A 19,106-nucleotide genomic window follows, 5' to 3' on the forward strand; every position below is an offset into this window, starting at 1 on the left:
TCCCCGATAGCTCAGTTGGTAGAGCAAATGACTGTTAATCATTGGGTCACAGGTTCGAGTCCTGTTCGGGGAGCCAATGCCGTCTGGCCCTGCATCGCCTGCTCCTAGACGTCTCTCTGCTTTCCTATCGTTTTTTCGCTGTCCCCGCGTCCTTCGATCGTGGCTGCTCGTGTCGTGGTGCCCCGCGTCTGCGCTGCCCGGTTCATGCCGGGGTTGCCCTGAGCCTGCCCCTTTCGGCATGGGTCTGGCGCCGTCGCGATCGCGGGGCAGCCCTGGACGTCAAGACGCCGGACCCTGGGGTCCGGCGTCGTCGTCATGGGCGAGCGGGTGAGTCCGCGCCTCAGTTGGGCTCTCAGTTAAGTTCCGCGTAGTGCCAGCCGTCCTCCAGCTGGCGATAGTCCAGCAGGATCTGGGCAGTTTCGAGGATCTGGGCGCGGTCGATCGGCTGCTCGTCGGTCTCGTCGCTCGCGGTCTCGTCCTCGTCGCGGGCGTCGGTCCAGTCCTCCAGCGGTTCCAGGCCCAGGGCGCGGCGCCGCTCGTTCTCCAGGGCCAGCTGCTCCGCTTCCTGTGCCTCGACCTCACGCTGTCGCTGTTCACGGTTGAGGCTGACGCTGGTGTGCTGCGCGCGAAGCTGGCGGGCGAGCTCGGAGCGCCGCTCGAGGTAGTGGAAGTTCGGCTGCTGCTCGGCGCGCTCGAGGTGGCGGGCGCGCAGCGTCTCCAGGTGCCGACGGGGCTCGCCGTAGGTGCGGTACTGCACCTCGCGCACCGTGTCCCAGGGCAGGGCGTTGTCGAGGCTGCTCTCGCCGATCAGCTCGGGGTCGATCAGGCTCGGGAAGTCGATGTCCGGTTCTACGCCGCGGTGCTGGGTGCTCTCGCCGGAGATGCGGTAGAACTTGGCGCGGGTCAGCTTGATCTCGCCGTGGCTGAGCTCGTTGAGGGTCTGTACCGTGCCCTTGCCGAAGGTGTCGGTGCCGACCACCAGGCCGCGGCCATAGTCCTGAATGGCGCCGGCGAAGATCTCCGAGGCCGAGGCCGAGAGGCGGTTGACCAGCACGGCCAGGGGGCCATCGTAGAGGGCGCCGCTCTCGGTATCGCCGTAGAGGCTGATGCGTCCGCGGGCGTCGCGGACCTGCACGGTGGGGCCGCGATCGATGAAGAGACCGATCAGCGAATTGGCCTCCTGCAGGGCGCCGCCGCCGTTGTTACGCAGGTCGAGCACGATCCCCTCGACACCCTCGGCCTGGAGGCGCTCGACCTCACGGGCCACGTCGCGGGTGGTGCTGCGGAAGTCTTCCTCGCCGGCCTGCCAGGCATCGAAGTCGACGTAGAAGGTCGGCACCTCGATCACGCCGAGACGATGCGTGCCATCCTGGCGCTCGACCTCGATCACTTCGCCCTGGGCGGCCTGATCCTCGAGGTCCACGGTGTCGCGGGTGATGTCGATCACCGTGGAGCGGGTCATGTCGACGGCCTGGGCGGGCACCACGTCGAGGCGCACCACCGAGCCCTTGGGGCCGCGGATCAGGTCGACCACGTCGTCGAGGCGCATGCCGACCACGTTGACGATCTCGCCGTCTTCCTGGCCCACGCCGATGATGCGGTCGGCGGGCTGGAGGGCGCCGTCGCGCTCGGCCGGGCCGCCGGCCACCAGGCTCGAGACCTTGATGAACTCGCCGTCGGCCTGCAGCAGGGCGCCGATGCCCTCCAGCGAGAGGCGCATCTGGATGTCGAAGGACTCGCCCTGTCGTGGCGACAGGTACTCGCTGTGCGGGTCGACGCTGCCGGTCACCGCGGCCATGAAGAGTCCGAAGACGTCGGCCGCATTGGTCTGGCGCAGGCGCGAGAGCTGTCCCTCGTAGCGCTGGCGCAGGGTGCTCGTTACCTGCTCGGGTTCCTGGTCGCTGATCGTCAGGCTGAGGGCGGCGTTGTTGAGGCGCTTCATCCACAGCTCGTCCAGGGCCGTCTCACTGGTGGCCCAAGGGCTGTCCTCGCGCTCCAGCTCCAGGCGCTGGTCGCTGTCGAAGCCGAAGTCGAGGCCCTCGTCGAGCCTCGCCAGCAGCCACTCGAGGCGCTGTTCGGCGCGCTCGTGGTAGCGCTGGTAGAGGTCAAAGGGGCGGGCCAGCTCGGCGTCGAGCAGCGCCTCGTCCATGCCGGTTCGAAGGTCGCTGAAGGCGGCCACGTCACGGTCGAGCAGGTAGGCACGCTGGCCATCGAGGACGTCCAGCAGGCGCTCGAAGGCCCGCCGCGACCAGGCGTCGTCGAGGCTCACGTCGGCGTAGTGGCCGTAGCGCAGCGACTCGGCCACTTCCGTGGCCGCCTGGCGCTGATCATCGCTCGGCTCGAAGCTGGCCAGGGCCGGCGGCGTGGCCAGCAGCAAGCCCAGCACCGCGGCTCGCCCAAGGGTGACTAACAGGCTCATCGATGAAGCACTCCCCGATTCGTGTACACTCACTCTTCATCCAGACCCCGACCCGGCCGTCGAGTTGCATGGACAGACGCGCCATTGTAGCAGCTTGGCCGTGTCGTCAAGACCCCCGAAACGCCCCGCGATAGAGGAATTCCATGTCCGAAGATGCCCGCCTCGAGCGTCTGCTCGACTTCCTGCATCGATCCCCCACGCCCTGGCACGCCACGGCCAACATGGCCGCGCGTCTCGAGGCCGCCGGCTTCCGGCGCCTCAATGAGACCGCCACCTGGCAGCTGTCGCCCGGCGAGCGGGTCTACGTGACCCGCAACGACTCCTCGATCATCGCCCTGCAGCTGCCTCACGAGCGGCTCGCGGCCCTGCGCCTGATCGGCGCCCATACCGACAGCCCCGGCCTGCGCCTCAAGCCCAACGCCGCCCAGTGTGCGGCGGGCTGGCTGCAGCTGGGCGTCGAGGTCTACGGCGGGGCGCTGCTGGCCCCCTGGTTCGACCGCGACCTGGGGCTCGCCGGGCGGGTCCATGTGCGCCATGGCGACGGCCGCATCGAGGGCGTACTACTCGACGTCGAGCGCGCGGTGGCGATCATCCCGAGCCTTGCCATCCACCTGGATCGCGAGGCCAACAGCGGCCGGGTCGTCAATGCCCAGACCGAGATGGCTCCGGTGTTGCTGCAGGATGGCGGCCGGCCCGACCTCGAGCGGCTGCTCGCGCAGTGGCTCGAGGAGCAGCACGGCCTGGCCGAGTTCGAGGTGCTCGACTTCGAGCTGGCGTTTCGCGACATGCAGGCACCGGCGCGGGTCGGCATCGAGGGCGAGCTGGTGGCGAGCGCCCGGCTCGACAACCTGTTCTCCTGCTTCGCCGGCTTGGAGGCGTTGCTTGAAAGCGATGGCCGCCAGGGCGCGGTGCTGGTGGCCAATGATCACGAGGAGGTCGGCAGCGCCAGCGCCTGCGGCGCCCAGGGGCCCTTCCTCGGTGACGTGCTGCGCCGGGTCAACGCCCAGCTCGGCGAGGCGGGGGAGGAGGGCTTCATCCGCCTGATTCAGGCCTCGCGACTGATCTCCTGCGACAACGCCCACGCCCTGCATCCCAACTTCCAGGACAAGCACGACGCCGCCCATGGCCCGGCGCTCAACGGCGGCCCGGTGATCAAGGTCAACGCCAGCCAGCGCTACGCCACCAACAGCGCGACCGCCGCGCTGTTCCGGGACCTGTGCCGCGAGGTCGACGTGCCGGTGCAGACCTTCGTGACCCGGGCCGACATGGGGTGCGGCAGCACCATCGGCCCGATCACCGCCACCGAGCTCGGGGTGCCGACCCTCGACGTGGGGGCGCCCCAGTGGGCCATGCACTCGATCCGCGAGACCGCCGGCGCCCGGGACGTGGCGTACCTGGTGCGGGCGCTGACCGCCTTCGTCAATCGCGCCGAGTTGCCCTGAAGGCTGGCGGGGCCGCTTCAGCGCGGTCTTGCCGACAATGACGGCGTCGGTGTCGCAGCGCATCCAACGAAAAAGCCCGCCTGGTGAGCCAGGCGGGCTTTTCGGTGTCTGTCTGGTGGCTACGCCCTGATTCGAACAGGGGACCCCATCATTATGAGTGATGTGCTCTAACCAGCTGAGCTACGTAGCCGAACAACGGGGGCGAAGTCTACGCTCCTGCCTCGCCCTCGTCAAGCCTCGGCGGCCCCATGAGCGCCCTTAAGGCGTTTGGGCGGCTCAGACGTTGAAGCGGAAGTGGATGACGTCGCCATCCTTGACGATGTACTCCTTGCCCTCCAGGCGCCACTTGCCGGCGTCCTTGGCGCCCTGCTCACCGCCCAGGGCGACGAAGTCGTCGTAGGCAATGACCTCGGCGCGGATGAAGCCCTTCTGGAAGTCGGTGTGGATCACGCCGGCCGCCTCCGGGGCGGTGGCGCCCACCTTCACCGTCCAGGCGCGGACCTCCTTCACCCCGGCGGTGAAGTAGGTCTGCAGGCCCAGCAGCCCATAGCCGGCGCGGATCACCCGATCGAGCCCCGGTTCTTCCATGCCCAGCTCGTCGAGGAACATGGCGCGCTCCTCGTCCTCGAGCTCGGCGATCTCGGCTTCGATCTGGTTGCAGACCGGCACCACCACGGCGTCCTCGGCGGCGGCGATCTCGCACACCTTGTCGAGGTAGGGGTTGTCCTCGAAGCCGTCGTCATTGACGTTGGCGATGTACATGGTGGGCTTGAGCGTCAGGAAGCCGAAGCCCTTGAGCTGCTGCTTGTCGTCATCGTCGAGACCGAAGCTTCTCAGCGGCTGGCCCTCGGCCAGGTGGGGCTGGATGCGCTCGAGGATCGCCTTGGTGGCGATGGCCTCCTTGTCACCGCCCTTGGCCACGCGGACCAGGCGTTGGATGGCGCGCTCGACGGTGTCGAGGTCGGCCAGCGCCAGCTCCATGTTGATGATCTCGATGTCCGCCTCGGGATCGACCTGGTTGGCCACGTGGATGACGTTGTCGTTGTCGAAGCAGCGCACCACGTGGGCGATGGCCTCGGTCTCGCGGATGTTGGCGAGGAACTTGTTGCCCAGGCCCTCGCCCTTGGAGGCACCGGCCACCAGGCCCGCGATGTCGACGAACTCCATGGTGGTGGGCAGCACCTTCTGAGGCTTGACGATCTCGGCCAGCTTGTCGAGGCGCGGGTCCGGCATCGGCACGATGCCGACGTTGGGCTCGATGGTGCAGAACGGGAAGTTCTCGGCGTCGATGCCCGACTTGGTCAGGGCATTGAAGAGGGTGGACTTGCCGACGTTGGGCAGGCCGACGATACCGCAGTTGAAACCCATGGGAGTGTCCTGGAAAGCGTGTTCGCGATTGGAAAGTGGCGAGTATTCTACGGAAGCGCGGAGCGCCAAGCTACAAGCGCCGAGCGGCCGAGCGGCCGAGCGGCCGAGCGGCCAAGCCGCCAAACGACGGGTCTTCGACGATGCGGGTCGGATTCGGCCCCGGGCAGTGTCGTTCCGGGCATGACTGCCCGTCGTCGGCCCCCTTGTAGCTCGGCGCTTTCAGCTCGGCGCTGTAAAACGGTGCAGCCGATTCATGGCCTTCGCCCAGTCGCCGTCGACGGCCTGGGGCAGGGTGGTCAGGCACTCGTCGATGGCGGCGTCGATGGCGCCACGCTCCGCCTTGCCGGGGCGCCCCAGCACGTAGTTCGTCACCTGGCGAGCCTCGCCGGGGTGGCCGATGCCGATGCGCAGGCGGTGGAAGGACTTGTCGTTGCCCAGGGCGCGGATGATGTCGCGCAGGCCGTTGTGACCGCCGTGGCCACCGCCGGTCTTGTAGCGCGCCGTGCCCGGCGGCATGTCGAGCTCGTCGTGAGCGACCAGCAGCTCATCGGGGGTGAGCTTGAAGAACTGGCAGAGCGCCGCCACGGACCCGCCGCTGCGGTTCATGAAGGTGGTGGGCTCGAGCAGGTGCAGCTCCCGGCCGTCGAGCCGGACCCGCGCATGTCGGCCCAGGAACTTGCGCTCGGGGCGCAGCTCGGCGCCCGCCGCTCTCGCCACGGCGTGCACCAGCCAGGCGCCGGCGTTGTGGCGGGTGGCCTCGTAGTCGGCGCCGGGGTTGCCCAGACCGATGATCGCTTTCAACTGGCTCATGCCGGTCTCCTCGCGTGCGGCGTGATGGCAAAAAAAATCAAGCGCCGGGGCGCTTGATTCCTGACGACGAGGCGGGCAAGTCGAGGATCCGACATGCCCGCCGGCCACGACCGATTACTCGGTGTCGCCTTCGCCCGCGGCTGCTTCGCCACCGGTCTCTTCTTCGCCTTCTTCCTCTGCGCCACCACGGACCTTGGCCTTGGTGATGCTCAGGACCGCGTTGTCATGGTCCTCGCCGTGGGTCAGGGCGACCAGGGTCACGCCGGCCGGCACCGTGAGGTCGGACAGGTGCAGGGTGGAGCCCAGCTCGACCGCGCTGATGTCGACTTCCAGGTACTCCGGCAGGTCCTTCGGCAGGCAGCTGATCTCGACCTCGGAGGCGAGCTGGTGCAGTTCGCCGTCCTTGTCCTTGATCGCCGCGCAGGCGTCTTCACCGATCACGTGCAGCGGCACGTTCAGGGTCAGCTCGTGGGTCGCATCGACGCGCAGGAAGTCGGCATGCGTCACCAGCGGCTTGAAGGGGTGGCGCTGCAGGTCACGCACCACGACCTGCTGGGCCTTGCCGTCCACCTGCAGGTTGATGATGGAGGAGAAGAACGCCTCATCTTCCAGCGCCTTGTAGAAGCTGGTCTTGTCGACGGCGATCGGCTGCGGCGCCTGCTCACCACCATAGATGATGGCCGGCACCTGGGCGTTGGCACGACGCAGGCGGCGGCTCGCACCTTTCCCCAGGTCGTTGCGAACGCTGGCATTGAGTGTGTAATCGGACATGAAATTGCCTCTTTCTGAAGGTAAGGAAAGCGCCGTGGCCCGCGACCAGACCGCGGCGTTTCCGGGAGCCCCGTGGGGCGCTGCTCCGACGCCTCGTTCCGCCGGGCCGTCCGCCGAGCACTGCTCGGCGACACGGTCTCAGTGGAACATGGCGCTGACGGATTCTTCGTTGCTGACCCGGCGGATCGCCTCGGCGATCAGCCCGGCCACGCTGAGCTGGCGGATGTTGCCGCTGCGACGCGCGGCCTCGCCGAGGGGGATGGTGTCGGTCACCACCACCTCGTCGAGCACCGAGCCTGAGATGTTGTCGACGGCGGGGCCGGACAGGATCGGGTGGGTGGCGTAGGCCACCACGCGACGGGCGCCGCGCTCCTTGAGGGCCTCGCCGGCCTTGCACAGGGTGCCGGCGGTATCGATCATGTCGTCCACCACCACGCAGGTGCGGTTCTCGATCTCGCCGATGATGTGCATCACCTGGGCCTGGTTGGCCGAGGGGCGGCGCTTGTCGATGATCGCCAGGTCGGCATTGAGCTGCTTGGCGATGGCGCGAGCGCGGACCACGCCGCCGACGTCGGGCGAGACGACGACGAGATCATCGTAGTTCTGGCGTTCGATGTCGTCGAGCAGGATCGGCGAGCCGTAGACGTTGTCCACCGGCACGTCGAAGAAACCCTGGATCTGATCGGCGTGCAGGTCCATGGTCATGACCCGGTCGACGCCGGCCTTGACCATCATGTCGGCGACGATCTTGGCGGAGATCGGTACGCGAGCGGAGCGCACGCGGCGGTCCTGACGGGCGTAGCCGAAGTAAGGAACCACGGCGGTGATCCGGGTGGCGGAGGCGCGGCGCAGCGCATCTACCATCAGGATCAGTTCCATCAGGTTGTCGTTGGTCGGTGCACAGGTGGGCTGCAGGACGAAGACATCCTTGCCGCGCACGTTCTCGTTGATCTCGACCGCGACTTCGCCGTCGCTGAACTGTCCCACCGTGGCGTTGCCCATGCGGGTATCCAGGCTCTCGGCGACTTTACGGGCGAGATCGGGATTGGCATTCCCGGCGAAAACCATCAATTTTGACACGCGCAGCCACCTTTGCTGTGTTGGGTCTTCAGGGGTTGGGGTCGACGGGGTCCGGTCGGAATGGCTGGGGCAGCAGGATTCGAACCTGCGCATGGCGATACCAAAAACCGCTGCCTTACCGCTTGGCTATGCCCCAGGATCAGCTCCGCGCCGGCATGTCGGACATGTCTCGACGCCCGGGGGCGGCGAGGGGCATCGACCCAGCGCAGCATGAAGAGGTGAGCGGTTCAGGCCGCGCGCCTTGATGGCGTGCCAGCCCTCGGGAACCTCGGCCAGGAGACGATCTGCCTGTGACTCGGTCTCGAGACGGGCAAAGACGCAGGCGCCGGTGCCGGTCAGCATGGCCGGTGCCCGGTGGGCCAGCCAGTCGAGTGCACGCGCCACCTCGGGATAGTGTCTCCGGACGGTGTCCTGGCAGTCATTGCGCCAGCTCGCCGCTCCCCCCTGCAGTGCGCGCGCCATGGTAATCGGGGGGGTATGGCGTGTCAATTCGGGCGCCCCGAACACGGCCGGGGTGGAGACCGTCACGCCGGGGTGGATGACCAGAAACCAGGGGGTGTCGAGGGTCACCGGCGTCAGGCGTTCACCGATGCCCTCGGCCCAAGCGGCGTGGCCGTGCACGAACACCGGGACGTCGGCGCCGAGGGCGAGACCCAGGCGGGCCAGCTCGGTGAGCTCGAGGCCAAGCCCCCAGAGGGCGTCGAGGCCGAGCAGGGCGGTGGCGGCATCCGAGCTGCCGCCGCCGAGCCCTCCGCCCATGGGCAGTCGCTTGTCGAGGTGGATGTCGGCGCCCAGGCGACGACCGGTCTCGGCCTGCAGCAGGCGCGCGGCGCGAAGGATCAGATTGTCCTCGGAAGCGACTCCGTCGAGACTCGGAGAAAGATGCAGCTCGCCGTCCGTGCGGCGGCGCAGGGTGAGGGTATCGCCGGCGTCGAGGAACTGGAACAGTGTCTGCAGCTCGTGGTAGCCGTCCGGCCGACGGCCGGTGATGTGCAGCAGGCGATTCAGCTTGGCCGGCGCGGGCAGCACCAGCGGCTCGGCCTGGGGCGCACAACAGGGCGCAGAGAGGGGCGAGGTGCGGGGCATGGCGTCACTCATCGAGGGTGGGGCGCCAGTCGGTGACCACCAGGGTCGCGCGCAGCGTGTCGTAGGTCATCACCATCCGCCGCGGCAGCCACAGACCGTCGACGCGTGTCCAGTCACGGTAGACGATCTCCCAGCCGTCCTGCTCGAGCCGTTGCGGAAAGCCCAGGGCGTCACGCTCCAGCCGATGGGCGCTCTGCGGGGAGGGCAGGCCGCGCACCCAGTCGGAGAGCGCGCTGACCGGCAGCGACCAGCCCAGCTGCTGGGTCATCAGCGCCTCTGGCGTCTCGGCCTCGAAGCGCCCCTCGGCGGTGGTCAGCGAGAAGCGCCCCTCGCGTCCTTCCAGGGTGCTGCGGCCGCTGCCGAAGGGGCCGCTGATCAGCAGGCGGTAGTAGTGGGGGTGTTGGCTCCAGTCCAGGTTGGCGCTGGTGGAGTCCTCCGGGGTGCGCAGGCCGACCTTGCCGGCCAGTAGCCAGGTGTCGAGCTCTTTGATGCGCTCTCGCTGCGCCGCCCACTGCCCGGCGGCGCGCTCGCCTTCGGGCGGCGCGGGGCGGGTGGCACAGCCGGCCAGCAGGGCGAGCATCAGCAGGGGGATCAGCAGTCGCGTGAGGTGCGTCATGGGGCGTTCCGTGATGGGAAATGACGTGGAAGTGGGAAGCCGCATGGTGGAGCGTTCGACGATGGTGGTCGGGCGCTCTGCCATGGGAAGCCGTTCCTCAGGGCGCGGCGTCCAGTTCGGGCCGGCGCCGCAGCAGGTCATCGATCAGCGGGCGCGTCTCGAAGCGCTCGCGGGCCTCCTCCAGCAGGACACGGGCCTGGGCCTTCTCGCCCAGCGCCCAGAGCACCTCGATCAGGTGGGCGGCGATCTCCTGGTCCTGCATCGCCGTCCAGGCGCGCCTGAGCCAGGGCAGGGCGCGGGCGGGCTCGCCTTGGCGATAGTGCACCCAGCCCAGGCTGTCGAGGATGGCCGGGTTGTCCGGCGCGAGTTCATAGGCGCGCTCGATCAGCGCCCGCGCCTCGCCCAAGCGGCCCTCGATATCGGCATCGGCGAGGGTATAGCCCAGCGCGTTGAGGGCGGTGGCGTTGTCCGGGTCATGGTCGATGATATGGCGCAGGTCGGCCTCCATGGCGGCCAGGTCGCCATCGGCGAAGGCGCGCATGGCGCGCTGGTAGCGCAGCCGCTCATCGTCGGGACGCTGCGCGAGTTCGCTGTCGAGCAGGGCGTCGGCCTGGTCCTCGAGGCCCGCCTCGTCGAGCAGCTCGACCTCCACGGCGGCCAGTTCACTCTGGTAGGCCTCGTGTCGCAGGCGCTCCAGGCGCAGGAAGCTCCGCGCATCGAGGCGTCGATCGGCCTCCATCAGCATCGTGGCCGCGTTCACTCTCGCCGGCAGGAACTGCTCGCCCTCCGGCACCTGACGGTAATAGAGGAGGGCGTTGCCGATCTCGCCGCGCTCCTCGGCGATGGCGCCGAGCAGCAGTAAGGCCATCGGCGGCACCTCATCGTCGCCGACCAGCGGCAGCAGCAGGCGGCGCGCCGGTGCCAGGTGCTCGCGGTCGAGAAACAGTCGTGCCAGGCCCAGGCGCAGCGAGGGATCGTCGCCGTGTTCGGCGAGGAGCGCCTCGATGGCGTCCTCGGCGGCCTCGACGCTACCGAGGGCGAGCTCGGCCCGGGCCAGCAGCAGCATCAGCCGGGGATCGCCGGGTGACACCGCAAGGCCCCGGTGGGCGTGCTCGCGCGCCGCGGTGTAGGCGTCGGCCTCGAGCGCGAGGCGCGCCCGCAGGCTCCACAGCTCGGGCCGTTCGGAGGCCTCCCGGGCGAGCCGTGTCAGGCGTCGATCGGCCGCCGCCGGCCGCCCCGCGGCCGCCTCCAGCAGGGCGGTGGCGAGCTCGGCGTCGACGCGCTTCGCGGCCGGCGCCGAGGCGCGCGCCAGGTGTGACCGCAGACGGTCGAGCAGCGGGGCCGGCTCGGCCCCGGCCTCGAGGGCGCCCTCCACGAGCCCGAGCAGCGCGTTGCTCGCGCCCTGCTCGCCGGCGTCCTGTTCGGCCACGGCTTGCTCGATCGCATCCAGGCGGTGCCCCAGGGCGGCGGCCCAGTCGCCGCGCTGGAGGGCGAGGCTCGCCAGTAGCCGCGAGGGGGCGTCGCTGCCCGGCGCCAGGCCCTGCCAGCGTTGCGCCGCCTCCTCGAGCAGCGCGGGATCCTCGCTGAAGCGGGCGGCCAGGGTGGCGCGCTCGGCGAGGGCGACGGAGTCGTAACGCTCGGCGGCCTCGAGGAAGCCCCGGGCGGCGCGGGTGTAGTCGCTGCGTTGGCCGGCAAGCTCCGCCTGCAGCAGGCCGGCGAGACCCGCGGCGTCCAGGCCGCGGGTGATCGGGGGCGCCCCGGTCAGCGGGTCGCGCATGGGGGCGGCGGCCGACGAGGCCCCCGGCAGCCCCTGGCAGCCGGCAAGCAGCAGGGCCAGCGTCAGGGGGGCCAGGGGGGCGTGGCGACAGAGTCGGAGGAGGGGTCCGCGGGGCATGCGCGTCTCGTGCTGAAGGCCGAGCCGCCAGCATAACGGCTCGACCCGCCCGGGCAAAGCGTGATCCCCGTCACGGCATGTCGGGGCGCCTCCGGCGGCAGGCCTGTGCTAGAATGCGGCGCTTCGAGGATGGGCGGTCCGCGCCGCCGGATATCACCATGTCGCCCTTGCCGGAACCACGACTCGCGAAGATGCCGAACGCATGACGCTTCTTGCCCTGGGAATCAACCACCGGACCGCCACCGTCGAGGTGCGCGAGCAGGTCGCCTTCTCGCCCGCTCAGCTGGAGTCGGCGCTGGCCGAACTGCGTGCCCTGCCGGAGGTGCGCGAGGCGGCGGTACTGTCCACCTGCAACCGCACCGAGCTCTATTGTGCCACCGGTTCCGGGGGCGAAGGCGAGATCCTCGACTGGCTGGGACGCTTCCACGGCCTCAAAGTAGAGGATCTCACCCGCTGCGCCTATCACTACCGCGAGAACGAGGCGGCGCGCCACCTGATGCGCGTGGCCGTGGGGCTGGACTCCATGGTGCTCGGCGAGCCGCAGATCCTGGGTCAGCTCAAGGACGCTTACCAGTCGGCCCGTCAGGCGCGCAGCCTGGGCGGCGAGCTCGAGTGCCTGTTCCAGAACGCCTTCGCCGTGGCCAAGCAGGTGCGCACCGAGACCGGCATCGGCCGCAACCCGGTGTCGGTGGCCTACGCGGCCGTGAACCTGGCCAGCCGTATCTTCGGCGACTTCAGCCGCTCCCGGGCGCTGCTGATCGGCGCCGGCGAGACCATCGAGCTGGTGGCGCGCCACCTCCATGAGGCCGGCGTGCGCCAGCTCACCGTGGCCAACCGTACCCGCGAGCGGGCCGAGCTGGTCTCCGGACCGCTGGGTGGCCAGGGGATCACCCTCGATGCGATCCCCGACGCCCTGGTCGAGGCCGACATCGTGATCTCCTCCACCGCCGCGCCGCTGCCGATCCTCGGCAAGGGCATGGTCGAGCGGGCGCTCAAGCAGCGTCGTCACCGCCCGGTCTTCATGGTCGACATCGCCGTGCCCCGGGACATCGAGCCGGAGGTGGGGGAGCTCAGCGACGTCTTCCTCTATACCGTCGACGACCTGCAGGAGGTCATCGAGGAGAATCGCCGCCATCGCCAAGTGGCGGCCGACCAGGCCGAGTCGCTGATCGAGCACGGCGTGGGCACCTGGCAGCACGAGCGCCGCATCCGCAGCGGCGGCGAGCTGATTCGCGACGTGCGCGCCCGCGGCCAGACCCTGCGCGAGCTCTCCGAGCAGCAGGCGCTGGCGCGCCTGGCCCGCGGCGAGGACCCCGAGGCGGTGATCCGCCGGCTGGCCCACCAGCTCACCAACCGCCTGCTGCACCGCCCCACCGTGGCGATGCGCGACGCAGCCTCCGAGGAGCAGCACGACCTGCTCCAGGCCGCCACGACCCTGCTGCTGGATGAATCCACCGACCACTCCCGATAGGATGCGCCGATGAAAGCCACCCTGCGCCAGCGCCTCGATGCCTTCATCGAGCGCTTCGAGGAGCTTGCCGCCCTGCTGGCCGAGCCCGAGGTGATCAGCGACCAGACCCGCTTTCGCGACTACTCGCGGGAATACGCCGAGCTCGAACCCCTGGTCGAGGCCTGGGGCGAGTACCTCGGCGTCGAGGCCGATATCGCCTCCGCCGAGCAGCTGCTCGGCGACGCCGACGCCGAGATGCGCGAGCTGGCCGAGCTCGAGCGTGACGAGGGGCGCGAGCGGCTCGAGGCCCTCGAGGTGCGGCTCAAGCAGCTGCTGGTGCCCAAGGACCCCGACGATCGCCGCAACGTCTTCCTCGAGATTCGTGCCGGCACCGGCGGCGACGAGGCGGCGCTGTTCGCCGGCGATCTCTTCCGCATGTACGCCCGCTACGCCGAGCAGCACGGCTGGAAGGTCGAGGTGGTCAGCGCCAGCCACGGTGAGCAGGGCGGCTACAAGGAGATCATCTCCCGGGTCAAGGGCGAGGGCGTCTATGCGCGCCTCAAGTTCGAGTCCGGCGCCCACCGGGTGCAGCGCGTGCCGGCCACCGAGTCCCAGGGCCGTATCCATACCTCGGCCTGCACCGTGGCGGTGATGCCGGAGGCCGACGAGGTCGGCGACATCGACATCGACCCCGGCGACCTGCGGGTGGATACCTTCCGCTCCAGCGGCGCCGGCGGCCAGCACGTCAACACCACCGACTCCGCCATCCGCATCACCCACCTGCCCAGCGGCGTGGTGGTGGAGTGCCAGGAGGAGCGCAGCCAGCACAAGAACCGGGCCAAGGCGATGTCGCTGCTGGCCGCCCGGCTGAAGCAGTCGGCCGTGGCCAGCCAGCGCCAGCAGCAGGCCGACGCGCGGCGCTCCCTGGTCGGCTCCGGCGATCGCAGCGAACGTATCCGCACCTACAACTTCCCCCAGGGCCGGGTCACCGACCACCGCATCAACCTGACGCTCTACAAGCTCAACGAGGTGGTCAGCGGCGGGCAGCTCGACGACGTGGTCGAGCCGCTGATCCACGAGTACCAGGCCGAGCAGCTGGCGGCCCTGCAGCAGGACGCCGGATGATCCTCGATCACCTGCTGGCGCGGGCCGCCGCCCGGCTCGCCGCCGCTGGGTCGCCGAGCGCGCGCCTCGACGCCGAGGTGCTGCTCTGCCACGCGCTGGGGGTGGATCGCACCTGGCTCTATACCTGGGGCGACCGCGAGGCGCCGACCGTCGAGCGCGCGCGCTTCGAGGCGCTGGTGGCGGCCCGCGCCCAGGGCCAGCCGATCGCCTACCTGACCGGCGAGCGGGAGTTCTGGGGCCTGGCGCTTGCCACCTCGCCGCATACGCTGATCCCCCGGCCGGACACCGAGTGCCTGGTGGAGGCGGCCCTGGCCCGTGCCGCGCGGACCGAGGGGCGCCTGCTGGATCTCGGCACTGGCACCGGCGCCATCGCCCTGGCCTTCGCCAGCGAGCGGCCCGGCTGGTCGGTGCTCGGGGTCGACATCCGCCCCGAGGCCGTGGACCTGGCGCGACACAACGCCGCGCGGCACGGTATCGCCAACGCCGCCTTTGGCGAGAGCGACTGGTTCGCCGTCCTGGTCGACGGTCAACGCTTCGACCTGATCGTCTCCAACCCGCCCTACATCGCCGCGGACGATCCGCACCTGGCCTGGGGCGACGTGCGCTTCGAGCCGCACAGCGCCCTGGTGGCGGCCGACGGCGGACTTTCCGACCTCTGCCACCTGGTGCGCGAGGCCGGACGCTACCTGCTTCCCGGCGGCTGGCTGATGCTCGAGCACGGCCGTGAGCAGGCCGAGAAGGTGCGCGGAGTGCTCGAAGCCGCGGGCTATGTCGAGGTCGACAGTCGCGTCGACCTGGGCGGTCATCCGCGAGTCAGCCAGGGGCGGCGAGTTGATGACGGGACTGGAGGCAAACGGCCGTGATGTGGTACATCTTTCAGCAGAAAAAAACGCCACGTCTCGTCGCCTTTGCATGCGTGAAGCCCACCGAGGCCCCCAAGGTGGGGTGTTTTTCAGGTGATCGTACTGTCGCGACGGCGTGAAAGCCCCATCCAGACCGGCCTGCCAACGACAATGAAAGCCAAGACCCGTTCGCTCGACCGCATCGACCTCAAGATCCTGCGCTGCCTGCAGGACAACGCCCGCATCTCCTACGTCGACCTGGCCTCCCAGGTCGGGCTCTCGACCACGCCCTGCCTGGAGCGCGTCAAGCGCCTGGAGCGCGCCGGTATCATTCGCGGCTACAAGGCGCTGCTCGATCCGCGAGCGCTCAAGGCCAACCTGCTGGTGTTCGTCGAGATCAGCCTGGAGACCCAGTCGCCGGCGGTGTTCGACGAGTTTCGCCGCGCCGTGGCCAAGCTGCCGCAGATCCAGGAGTGCCACCTGGTCTCGGGGCAGTTCGACTACATTCTCAAGTGCCGGATTCCGGAGATGTCCGCCTACCGCCAGCTGCTCGGCGACGTGGTGCTGACACTGCCCGGGGTGAAGGAGTCCAAGAGCTACGTGGTGATGGAGGAGGTCAAGGAGAGCTTCAGCCTCCATGTGCCCGACATCGAGGAGTTCGAGGAAAAGTGAGGCCCGCCATGGATGATCAATCCCTGCTGCGCTACAGCCGGCAGATCATGCTCGAACAGGTCGATATCGACGGCCAGGAGCGCCTACTGGCCGGTCACGCCCTGGTGATCGGCGCCGGCGGGCTAGGCTCGCCGGTGGCCCTCTACCTGGTGGCCGCGGGCCTGGGGAGGTTGACCCTGGCCGACGCCGATGCGGTGGAACTCTCCAACCTGCAGCGCCAGATCGCCCATGCCACCGCGGACATCGGGCGCAACAAGGCCGAGTCGGCCCGCGAGGCGGCGCTCGCCCTCAATCCCGGCTGCGTGGTCCAGGCGATCGACGACCATCTGGAGGGCGAGGCCCTGGCCCGGGCGGCCGCCGAGGCGGACGTGGTGCTCGACTGCACCGACCGCTTCTCCAGCCGCTACGCCATCAACGCCGCCTGCCGGGCGGCCGGCGTGCCGCTGGTATCGGGGGCGGCGATCCGCTTCTCCGGCCAGCTCGCGGTCTTCGACCCGCGCGACCCGGACGCCCCCTGCTATGCCTGCCTCTACCCGCCGGGCGTGGAGGGCGACGAGGAACTGCGCTGCGCCGAGAACGGCGTGATCGCGCCGCTGGTGGGGGTGATCGGCAGCTTCCAGGCGCTGGAGGCGCTCAAGCTCGTCAGCGGCGCCGGTACGCCCCATCGCGGTCTCTCCACCTTCGACGGCCTCACCGGCCAGTGGCGCAACTTCGGGGTGCCGCGCGATCCCGCCTGCCCGGTCTGCGCCGGGCGCTGAGCGCCACCGCCCGTGGTCCTCGCCATGGGCGATATGGTTCGAGTGGTGGTGATTACTTGACGTCACGCGCGCGTCGCCTCGCGCCTTTCCTCCGCGACTCCCGCGCTGAATCCTGCCTATTTTTCTATAAAAAACAGCTTTTTGTATTTTTATTGCGAGTCGTCTCGTTGGTCTTGCGTTAAATATCCTCGCTTTCAAGGTGTCAAATACTTGACAGCTATCGTGGTGCTGGTGCCACACTGGGCCTGCCGGGGCGATCCCTCCATGGATCGCCTCCACCAACAATAATTAGCGCACCGCGCACAACAGATAGGTTCTCGTATGACGATCCCGCCCCGGCCGGAGCATCCGGCGTCCTGGTATCGCGCCTCCATCGCCGTCGAGCTCGGCGACTGCCCTCTGCTTCATGGCGAACGACGCGCGGATGTCTGCGTGATCGGCGGCGGCATCACCGGCTGCTCGGCGGCCCTGCACCTGGCCGAGCGCGGCTACTCGGTGGTGCTGCTCGAGGCCGGGGCGATCGGACATGGTGCCTCCGGGCGCAGCGGCGGCCAGATCCTGCCGGGCCTGGGCACCGACATCGCCACCGTCGAGAAGGCCCTGGGCCGAGAGCGCGCCCGGGAGATCTGGGAGATGAGCCGCGAGGCGGTGCGCCTGACGGCCGCCCTGATCGAGCGTCACGACATTCCCTGCGAGCTGGCCTGGGGCTACCTGCACGCCGCGGTGAAGCCACGTCATGTCCATGAGCTCGAGGCCTTCCGCGAGCGCATGACTCGCGACTATGACTATTCGGCTCTCAGCCTCCTCGAGGGCGATGCCCTGCGCGAGCATGTGGTGAGCGATGCCTATCCGGCCGCCCTCTTCGACGCCGAGGGTGGCCACCTCCACCCGCTCAACTACACCCTGGGACTGGCCCGGGCGGCGCGCCTCGCCGGCGTGGCCATCCATGAGCACAGCGCCGCCGTCGAGATTCGCCGCGGCGAGCCGGCCACCGTCGTCACCGCCCAGGGGCGGGTGGTCGCCGACAGTGTGGTGCTCGGCACCAATGCCTACCAGGCGGGCCTGGTGCCGGAGCTCTCCGGGCGCATCATGCGCGCCGCCAACTACATGATCGCCACCGCGCCGCTCAGCGAGGCTCAGGCGGCCCGGGTGCTGCCGAAGAACGACGCCCTCTCGGACGCCAACTTCGTGCTCGACTACTACCGGCTCTCCGCCGATCGCCGCCTGATCTTCGGCGGCGAGGTCAGCTACGACGGCCGGGAGCCGCGCAACCTCACGACCCGCATGGATGACAAGATCGCGCGCATCTTCCCGGTGCTCGAGGGCGTGCCCATCGAGTATCGCTGGGGCGGTGACGTGGCGATCACCCTGGACCGGGCGCCGGACTTCGGCCGACTGGGCCGCAACGTCTACTACGCCCAGGGCTACTCCGGCCACGGCATGGCGCTGGCTGGGCTCGCCGGCCAGCTGCTGGCCGAGGCCATCGCCGGGCAGCGCGAGCGCTTCGACGCCTTCGCGGCCATGCCCCATCGCCGCTTTCCCGGGGGCCGCCTGCTGCGCAAGCCGCTGCTGGTGCTGGCCACCCACTACTATCAACTGCGGGACCGGCTGTAACCGGGCCATTGAGAACCGAGAGGGCACCCCATGAACGAGACCATCACGGCGGACGCCATCGCCTCCTCCCATCCCCGCACGGCCGAAGCGGCGGCAGAGGGCGAAGCGTCACGCCAGGCGTCGGCCATCGAGATGCAGGGCCTGCACAAGCGCTTCGGGCGCGCCACGGTGGCGCTGGACGGCGTCGACCTGACCATCGAAGCTGGCGAGTTCTTCACGCTGCTCGGCCCCTCGGGCTGCGGCAAGACCACGCTGCTGCGCATCCTCGCCGGCCTCGAGGAGGCCGACGATGGCCGCCTGGCCATCGGCGGCCGCGACATCACCGAGGTGCCGCCCCATCGGCGCAGCGTCAATACCGTCTTCCAGTCCTACGCGCTCTTCCCGCACCTCTCGGTTCGCGACAACCTGGCCTTCGGCCTGAAGATGCGCGGCATGGCCGCCGCGGCGCGCCATGCCAAGGTCGATGAGATCGCCGACTTCATCAAGCTCGGCGACCTCGTCGACCGGCGGGTGGACCAACTCTCCGGCGGCCAGCGCCAGCGCATCGCCCTGGCCCGTGCCCTGGTCTGCGAGCCCGACGTGCTGCTGCTCGACGAGCCGCTCTCGGCGCTCGATGCGGGGCTCAGGAGTCAGCTTCAGGTGGAGCTGCTGCGGGTCCAGAAGCGCCTCGGCATGACCTTCGTCTTCGTCACCCACGACCAGGACGAGGCCATGGTGATGTCGGATCGCATCGCCGTGCTCAACGGCGGCGTGATCCAGCAGGTCGGGCCGCCCCGCGAGGTCTACGAGCATCCGGCCAACGCCTTCGTGGCGCGCTTCATGGGCCATGACAATCTCTACCCGGTCACCGGCCGGCAGGGCAGCCGGCTCGCCACGGCGCTGGGGGAGCTCACCACCGCCGAGGCGGGGGAGGGCGAGCTGCTGCTGATCCGCCCCGAAACCCTGGACCTGCTGCCCGGCGAGGTGGCGGGCGACAACCACCTGCCGGCCGTGGTCGTCGAGCGCCTCTACCGCGGCAGTCATGCCGAGTATCGCCTGGAGGTCGGCGACACCACCCTGCAGGCGACCCTCAACAATCGCGGTCGGCATCTGCCCGAGGTGGGCGATCGGGTCACCATCACGGTGGCGCCGGACGACCTGATCACCCTGAGTGAGTGAG

Annotated in this window: 16 protein-coding genes and 3 tRNA genes; 9 read left to right on the top strand and 10 right to left on the bottom strand. The window is 69.5% G+C overall.

Translation table 11 applies throughout. From position 1 onward, the window contains the following. A tRNA-Asn gene (locus tag FEI13_RS15830) sits at window positions 1-76 on the top strand. A gap of 276 nt (window positions 77-352) precedes the next feature. Here FEI13_RS15830 and FEI13_RS15835 read toward each other — a convergent pair. Beyond that, a complete protein-coding gene (locus tag FEI13_RS15835) occupies window positions 353-2,419 on the bottom strand; it encodes a carboxy terminal-processing peptidase (RefSeq protein WP_138182489.1) in 2,067 nt (688 codons plus the stop codon). A gap of 143 nt (window positions 2,420-2,562) precedes the next feature. Here FEI13_RS15835 and FEI13_RS15840 point away from each other — a divergent pair, with 143 nt between their 5' ends. After that, complete coding sequence (locus tag FEI13_RS15840; protein ID WP_138182490.1) at window positions 2,563-3,861, top strand: M18 family aminopeptidase; 1,299 nt, start codon at window positions 2,563-2,565, stop codon at window positions 3,859-3,861. A 113-nt stretch (window positions 3,862-3,974) separates the two neighbouring features. Here FEI13_RS15840 and FEI13_RS15845 read toward each other — a convergent pair. The 9 genes from FEI13_RS15845 to FEI13_RS15885 form a co-directional block, all read right to left on the bottom strand. Then, window positions 3,975-4,051 (bottom strand) — tRNA-Met (locus FEI13_RS15845). An 86-nt stretch (window positions 4,052-4,137) separates the two neighbouring features. Then, window positions 4,138-5,229, bottom strand: a complete 1,092-nt coding sequence (gene ychF / locus FEI13_RS15850) for a redox-regulated ATPase YchF (protein ID WP_138182491.1) — start codon at window positions 5,227-5,229, stop codon at window positions 4,138-4,140. A 219-nt stretch (window positions 5,230-5,448) separates the two neighbouring features. Continuing rightward, window positions 5,449-6,039 carry an aminoacyl-tRNA hydrolase gene (gene pth, locus FEI13_RS15855; RefSeq protein WP_138182492.1) on the bottom strand — a complete coding sequence of 197 codons (591 nt, stop codon included), beginning with the start codon at window positions 6,037-6,039 and terminating at the stop codon, window positions 5,449-5,451. A gap of 114 nt (window positions 6,040-6,153) precedes the next feature. Further along, entirely contained in the window at window positions 6,154-6,810 is a 657-nt protein-coding gene (locus tag FEI13_RS15860) for a 50S ribosomal protein L25/general stress protein Ctc (RefSeq protein ID WP_138182493.1), read from the bottom strand. A 138-nt stretch (window positions 6,811-6,948) separates the two neighbouring features. After that, complete coding sequence (locus FEI13_RS15865; RefSeq protein WP_166462145.1) at window positions 6,949-7,890, bottom strand: ribose-phosphate pyrophosphokinase; 942 nt, start codon at window positions 7,888-7,890, stop codon at window positions 6,949-6,951. Window positions 7,891-7,951: 61 nt separating this feature from the next. Then, window positions 7,952-8,026: transfer RNA gene (locus FEI13_RS15870), tRNA-Gln, on the bottom strand. Continuing rightward, window positions 8,017-8,976 carry a 4-(cytidine 5'-diphospho)-2-C-methyl-D-erythritol kinase gene (gene ispE, locus FEI13_RS15875; protein WP_138182494.1) on the bottom strand — a complete coding sequence of 320 codons (960 nt, stop codon included), beginning with the start codon at window positions 8,974-8,976 and terminating at the stop codon, window positions 8,017-8,019. The genes FEI13_RS15870 and ispE overlap by 10 nt, the downstream gene beginning before the upstream one ends. A 4-nt stretch (window positions 8,977-8,980) precedes the next feature. After that, window positions 8,981-9,592, bottom strand: coding sequence for a lipoprotein insertase outer membrane protein LolB (gene lolB / locus FEI13_RS15880; RefSeq protein WP_138182526.1), 612 nt, complete (start codon window positions 9,590-9,592; stop codon window positions 8,981-8,983). Window positions 9,593-9,689: 97 nt separating this feature from the next. Continuing rightward, a complete protein-coding gene (locus tag FEI13_RS15885; protein ID WP_138182495.1) occupies window positions 9,690-11,486 on the bottom strand; it encodes a tetratricopeptide repeat protein in 1,797 nt (598 codons plus the stop codon). Window positions 11,487-11,688: 202 nt separating this feature from the next. On the opposite strand from FEI13_RS15885, the gene hemA reads away from it, so the two are divergent. The 7 genes from hemA to FEI13_RS15920 all read left to right on the top strand — a co-directional run bounded on the left by hemA (window position 11,689) and on the right by FEI13_RS15920 (window position 19,105). Then, entirely contained in the window at window positions 11,689-12,957 is a 1,269-nt protein-coding gene (gene hemA / locus FEI13_RS15890) for a glutamyl-tRNA reductase (RefSeq protein ID WP_138182496.1), read from the top strand. Window positions 12,958-12,966: 9 nt separating this feature from the next. After that, on the top strand, window positions 12,967-14,061 hold the full coding sequence (gene prfA / locus FEI13_RS15895) for a peptide chain release factor 1 (RefSeq protein WP_138182497.1): 1,095 nt from the start codon (window positions 12,967-12,969) through the stop codon (window positions 14,059-14,061). After that, on the top strand, window positions 14,058-14,924 hold the full coding sequence (prmC, locus tag FEI13_RS15900; RefSeq protein WP_138182498.1) for a peptide chain release factor N(5)-glutamine methyltransferase: 867 nt from the start codon (window positions 14,058-14,060) through the stop codon (window positions 14,922-14,924). Before prfA ends, prmC begins: the two co-directional genes overlap by 4 nt. 150 nt (window positions 14,925-15,074) lie before the next feature. Then, window positions 15,075-15,575 carry an Lrp/AsnC ligand binding domain-containing protein gene (locus tag FEI13_RS15905; RefSeq protein WP_089845959.1) on the top strand — a complete coding sequence of 167 codons (501 nt, stop codon included), beginning with the start codon at window positions 15,075-15,077 and terminating at the stop codon, window positions 15,573-15,575. A gap of 8 nt (window positions 15,576-15,583) precedes the next feature. Continuing rightward, window positions 15,584-16,333, top strand: a complete 750-nt coding sequence (locus tag FEI13_RS15910; RefSeq protein WP_138182499.1) for a HesA/MoeB/ThiF family protein — start codon at window positions 15,584-15,586, stop codon at window positions 16,331-16,333. A 321-nt stretch (window positions 16,334-16,654) separates the two neighbouring features. Then, complete coding sequence (locus tag FEI13_RS15915) at window positions 16,655-17,947, top strand: NAD(P)/FAD-dependent oxidoreductase (RefSeq protein ID WP_138182500.1); 1,293 nt, start codon at window positions 16,655-16,657, stop codon at window positions 17,945-17,947. 30 nt (window positions 17,948-17,977) lie between these two features. Next, window positions 17,978-19,105 (top strand): ABC transporter ATP-binding protein, encoded by a 1,128-nt coding sequence (locus FEI13_RS15920; protein ID WP_138182501.1) that lies wholly within the window; start codon window positions 17,978-17,980, stop codon window positions 19,103-19,105. Window position 19,106 lies beyond the last annotated feature (1 nt).

Origin of the sequence: Halomonas urmiana (assembly GCF_005780185.1) — a bacterium.
Lineage (GTDB): Bacteria > Pseudomonadota > Gammaproteobacteria > Pseudomonadales > Halomonadaceae > Halomonas > Halomonas urmiana.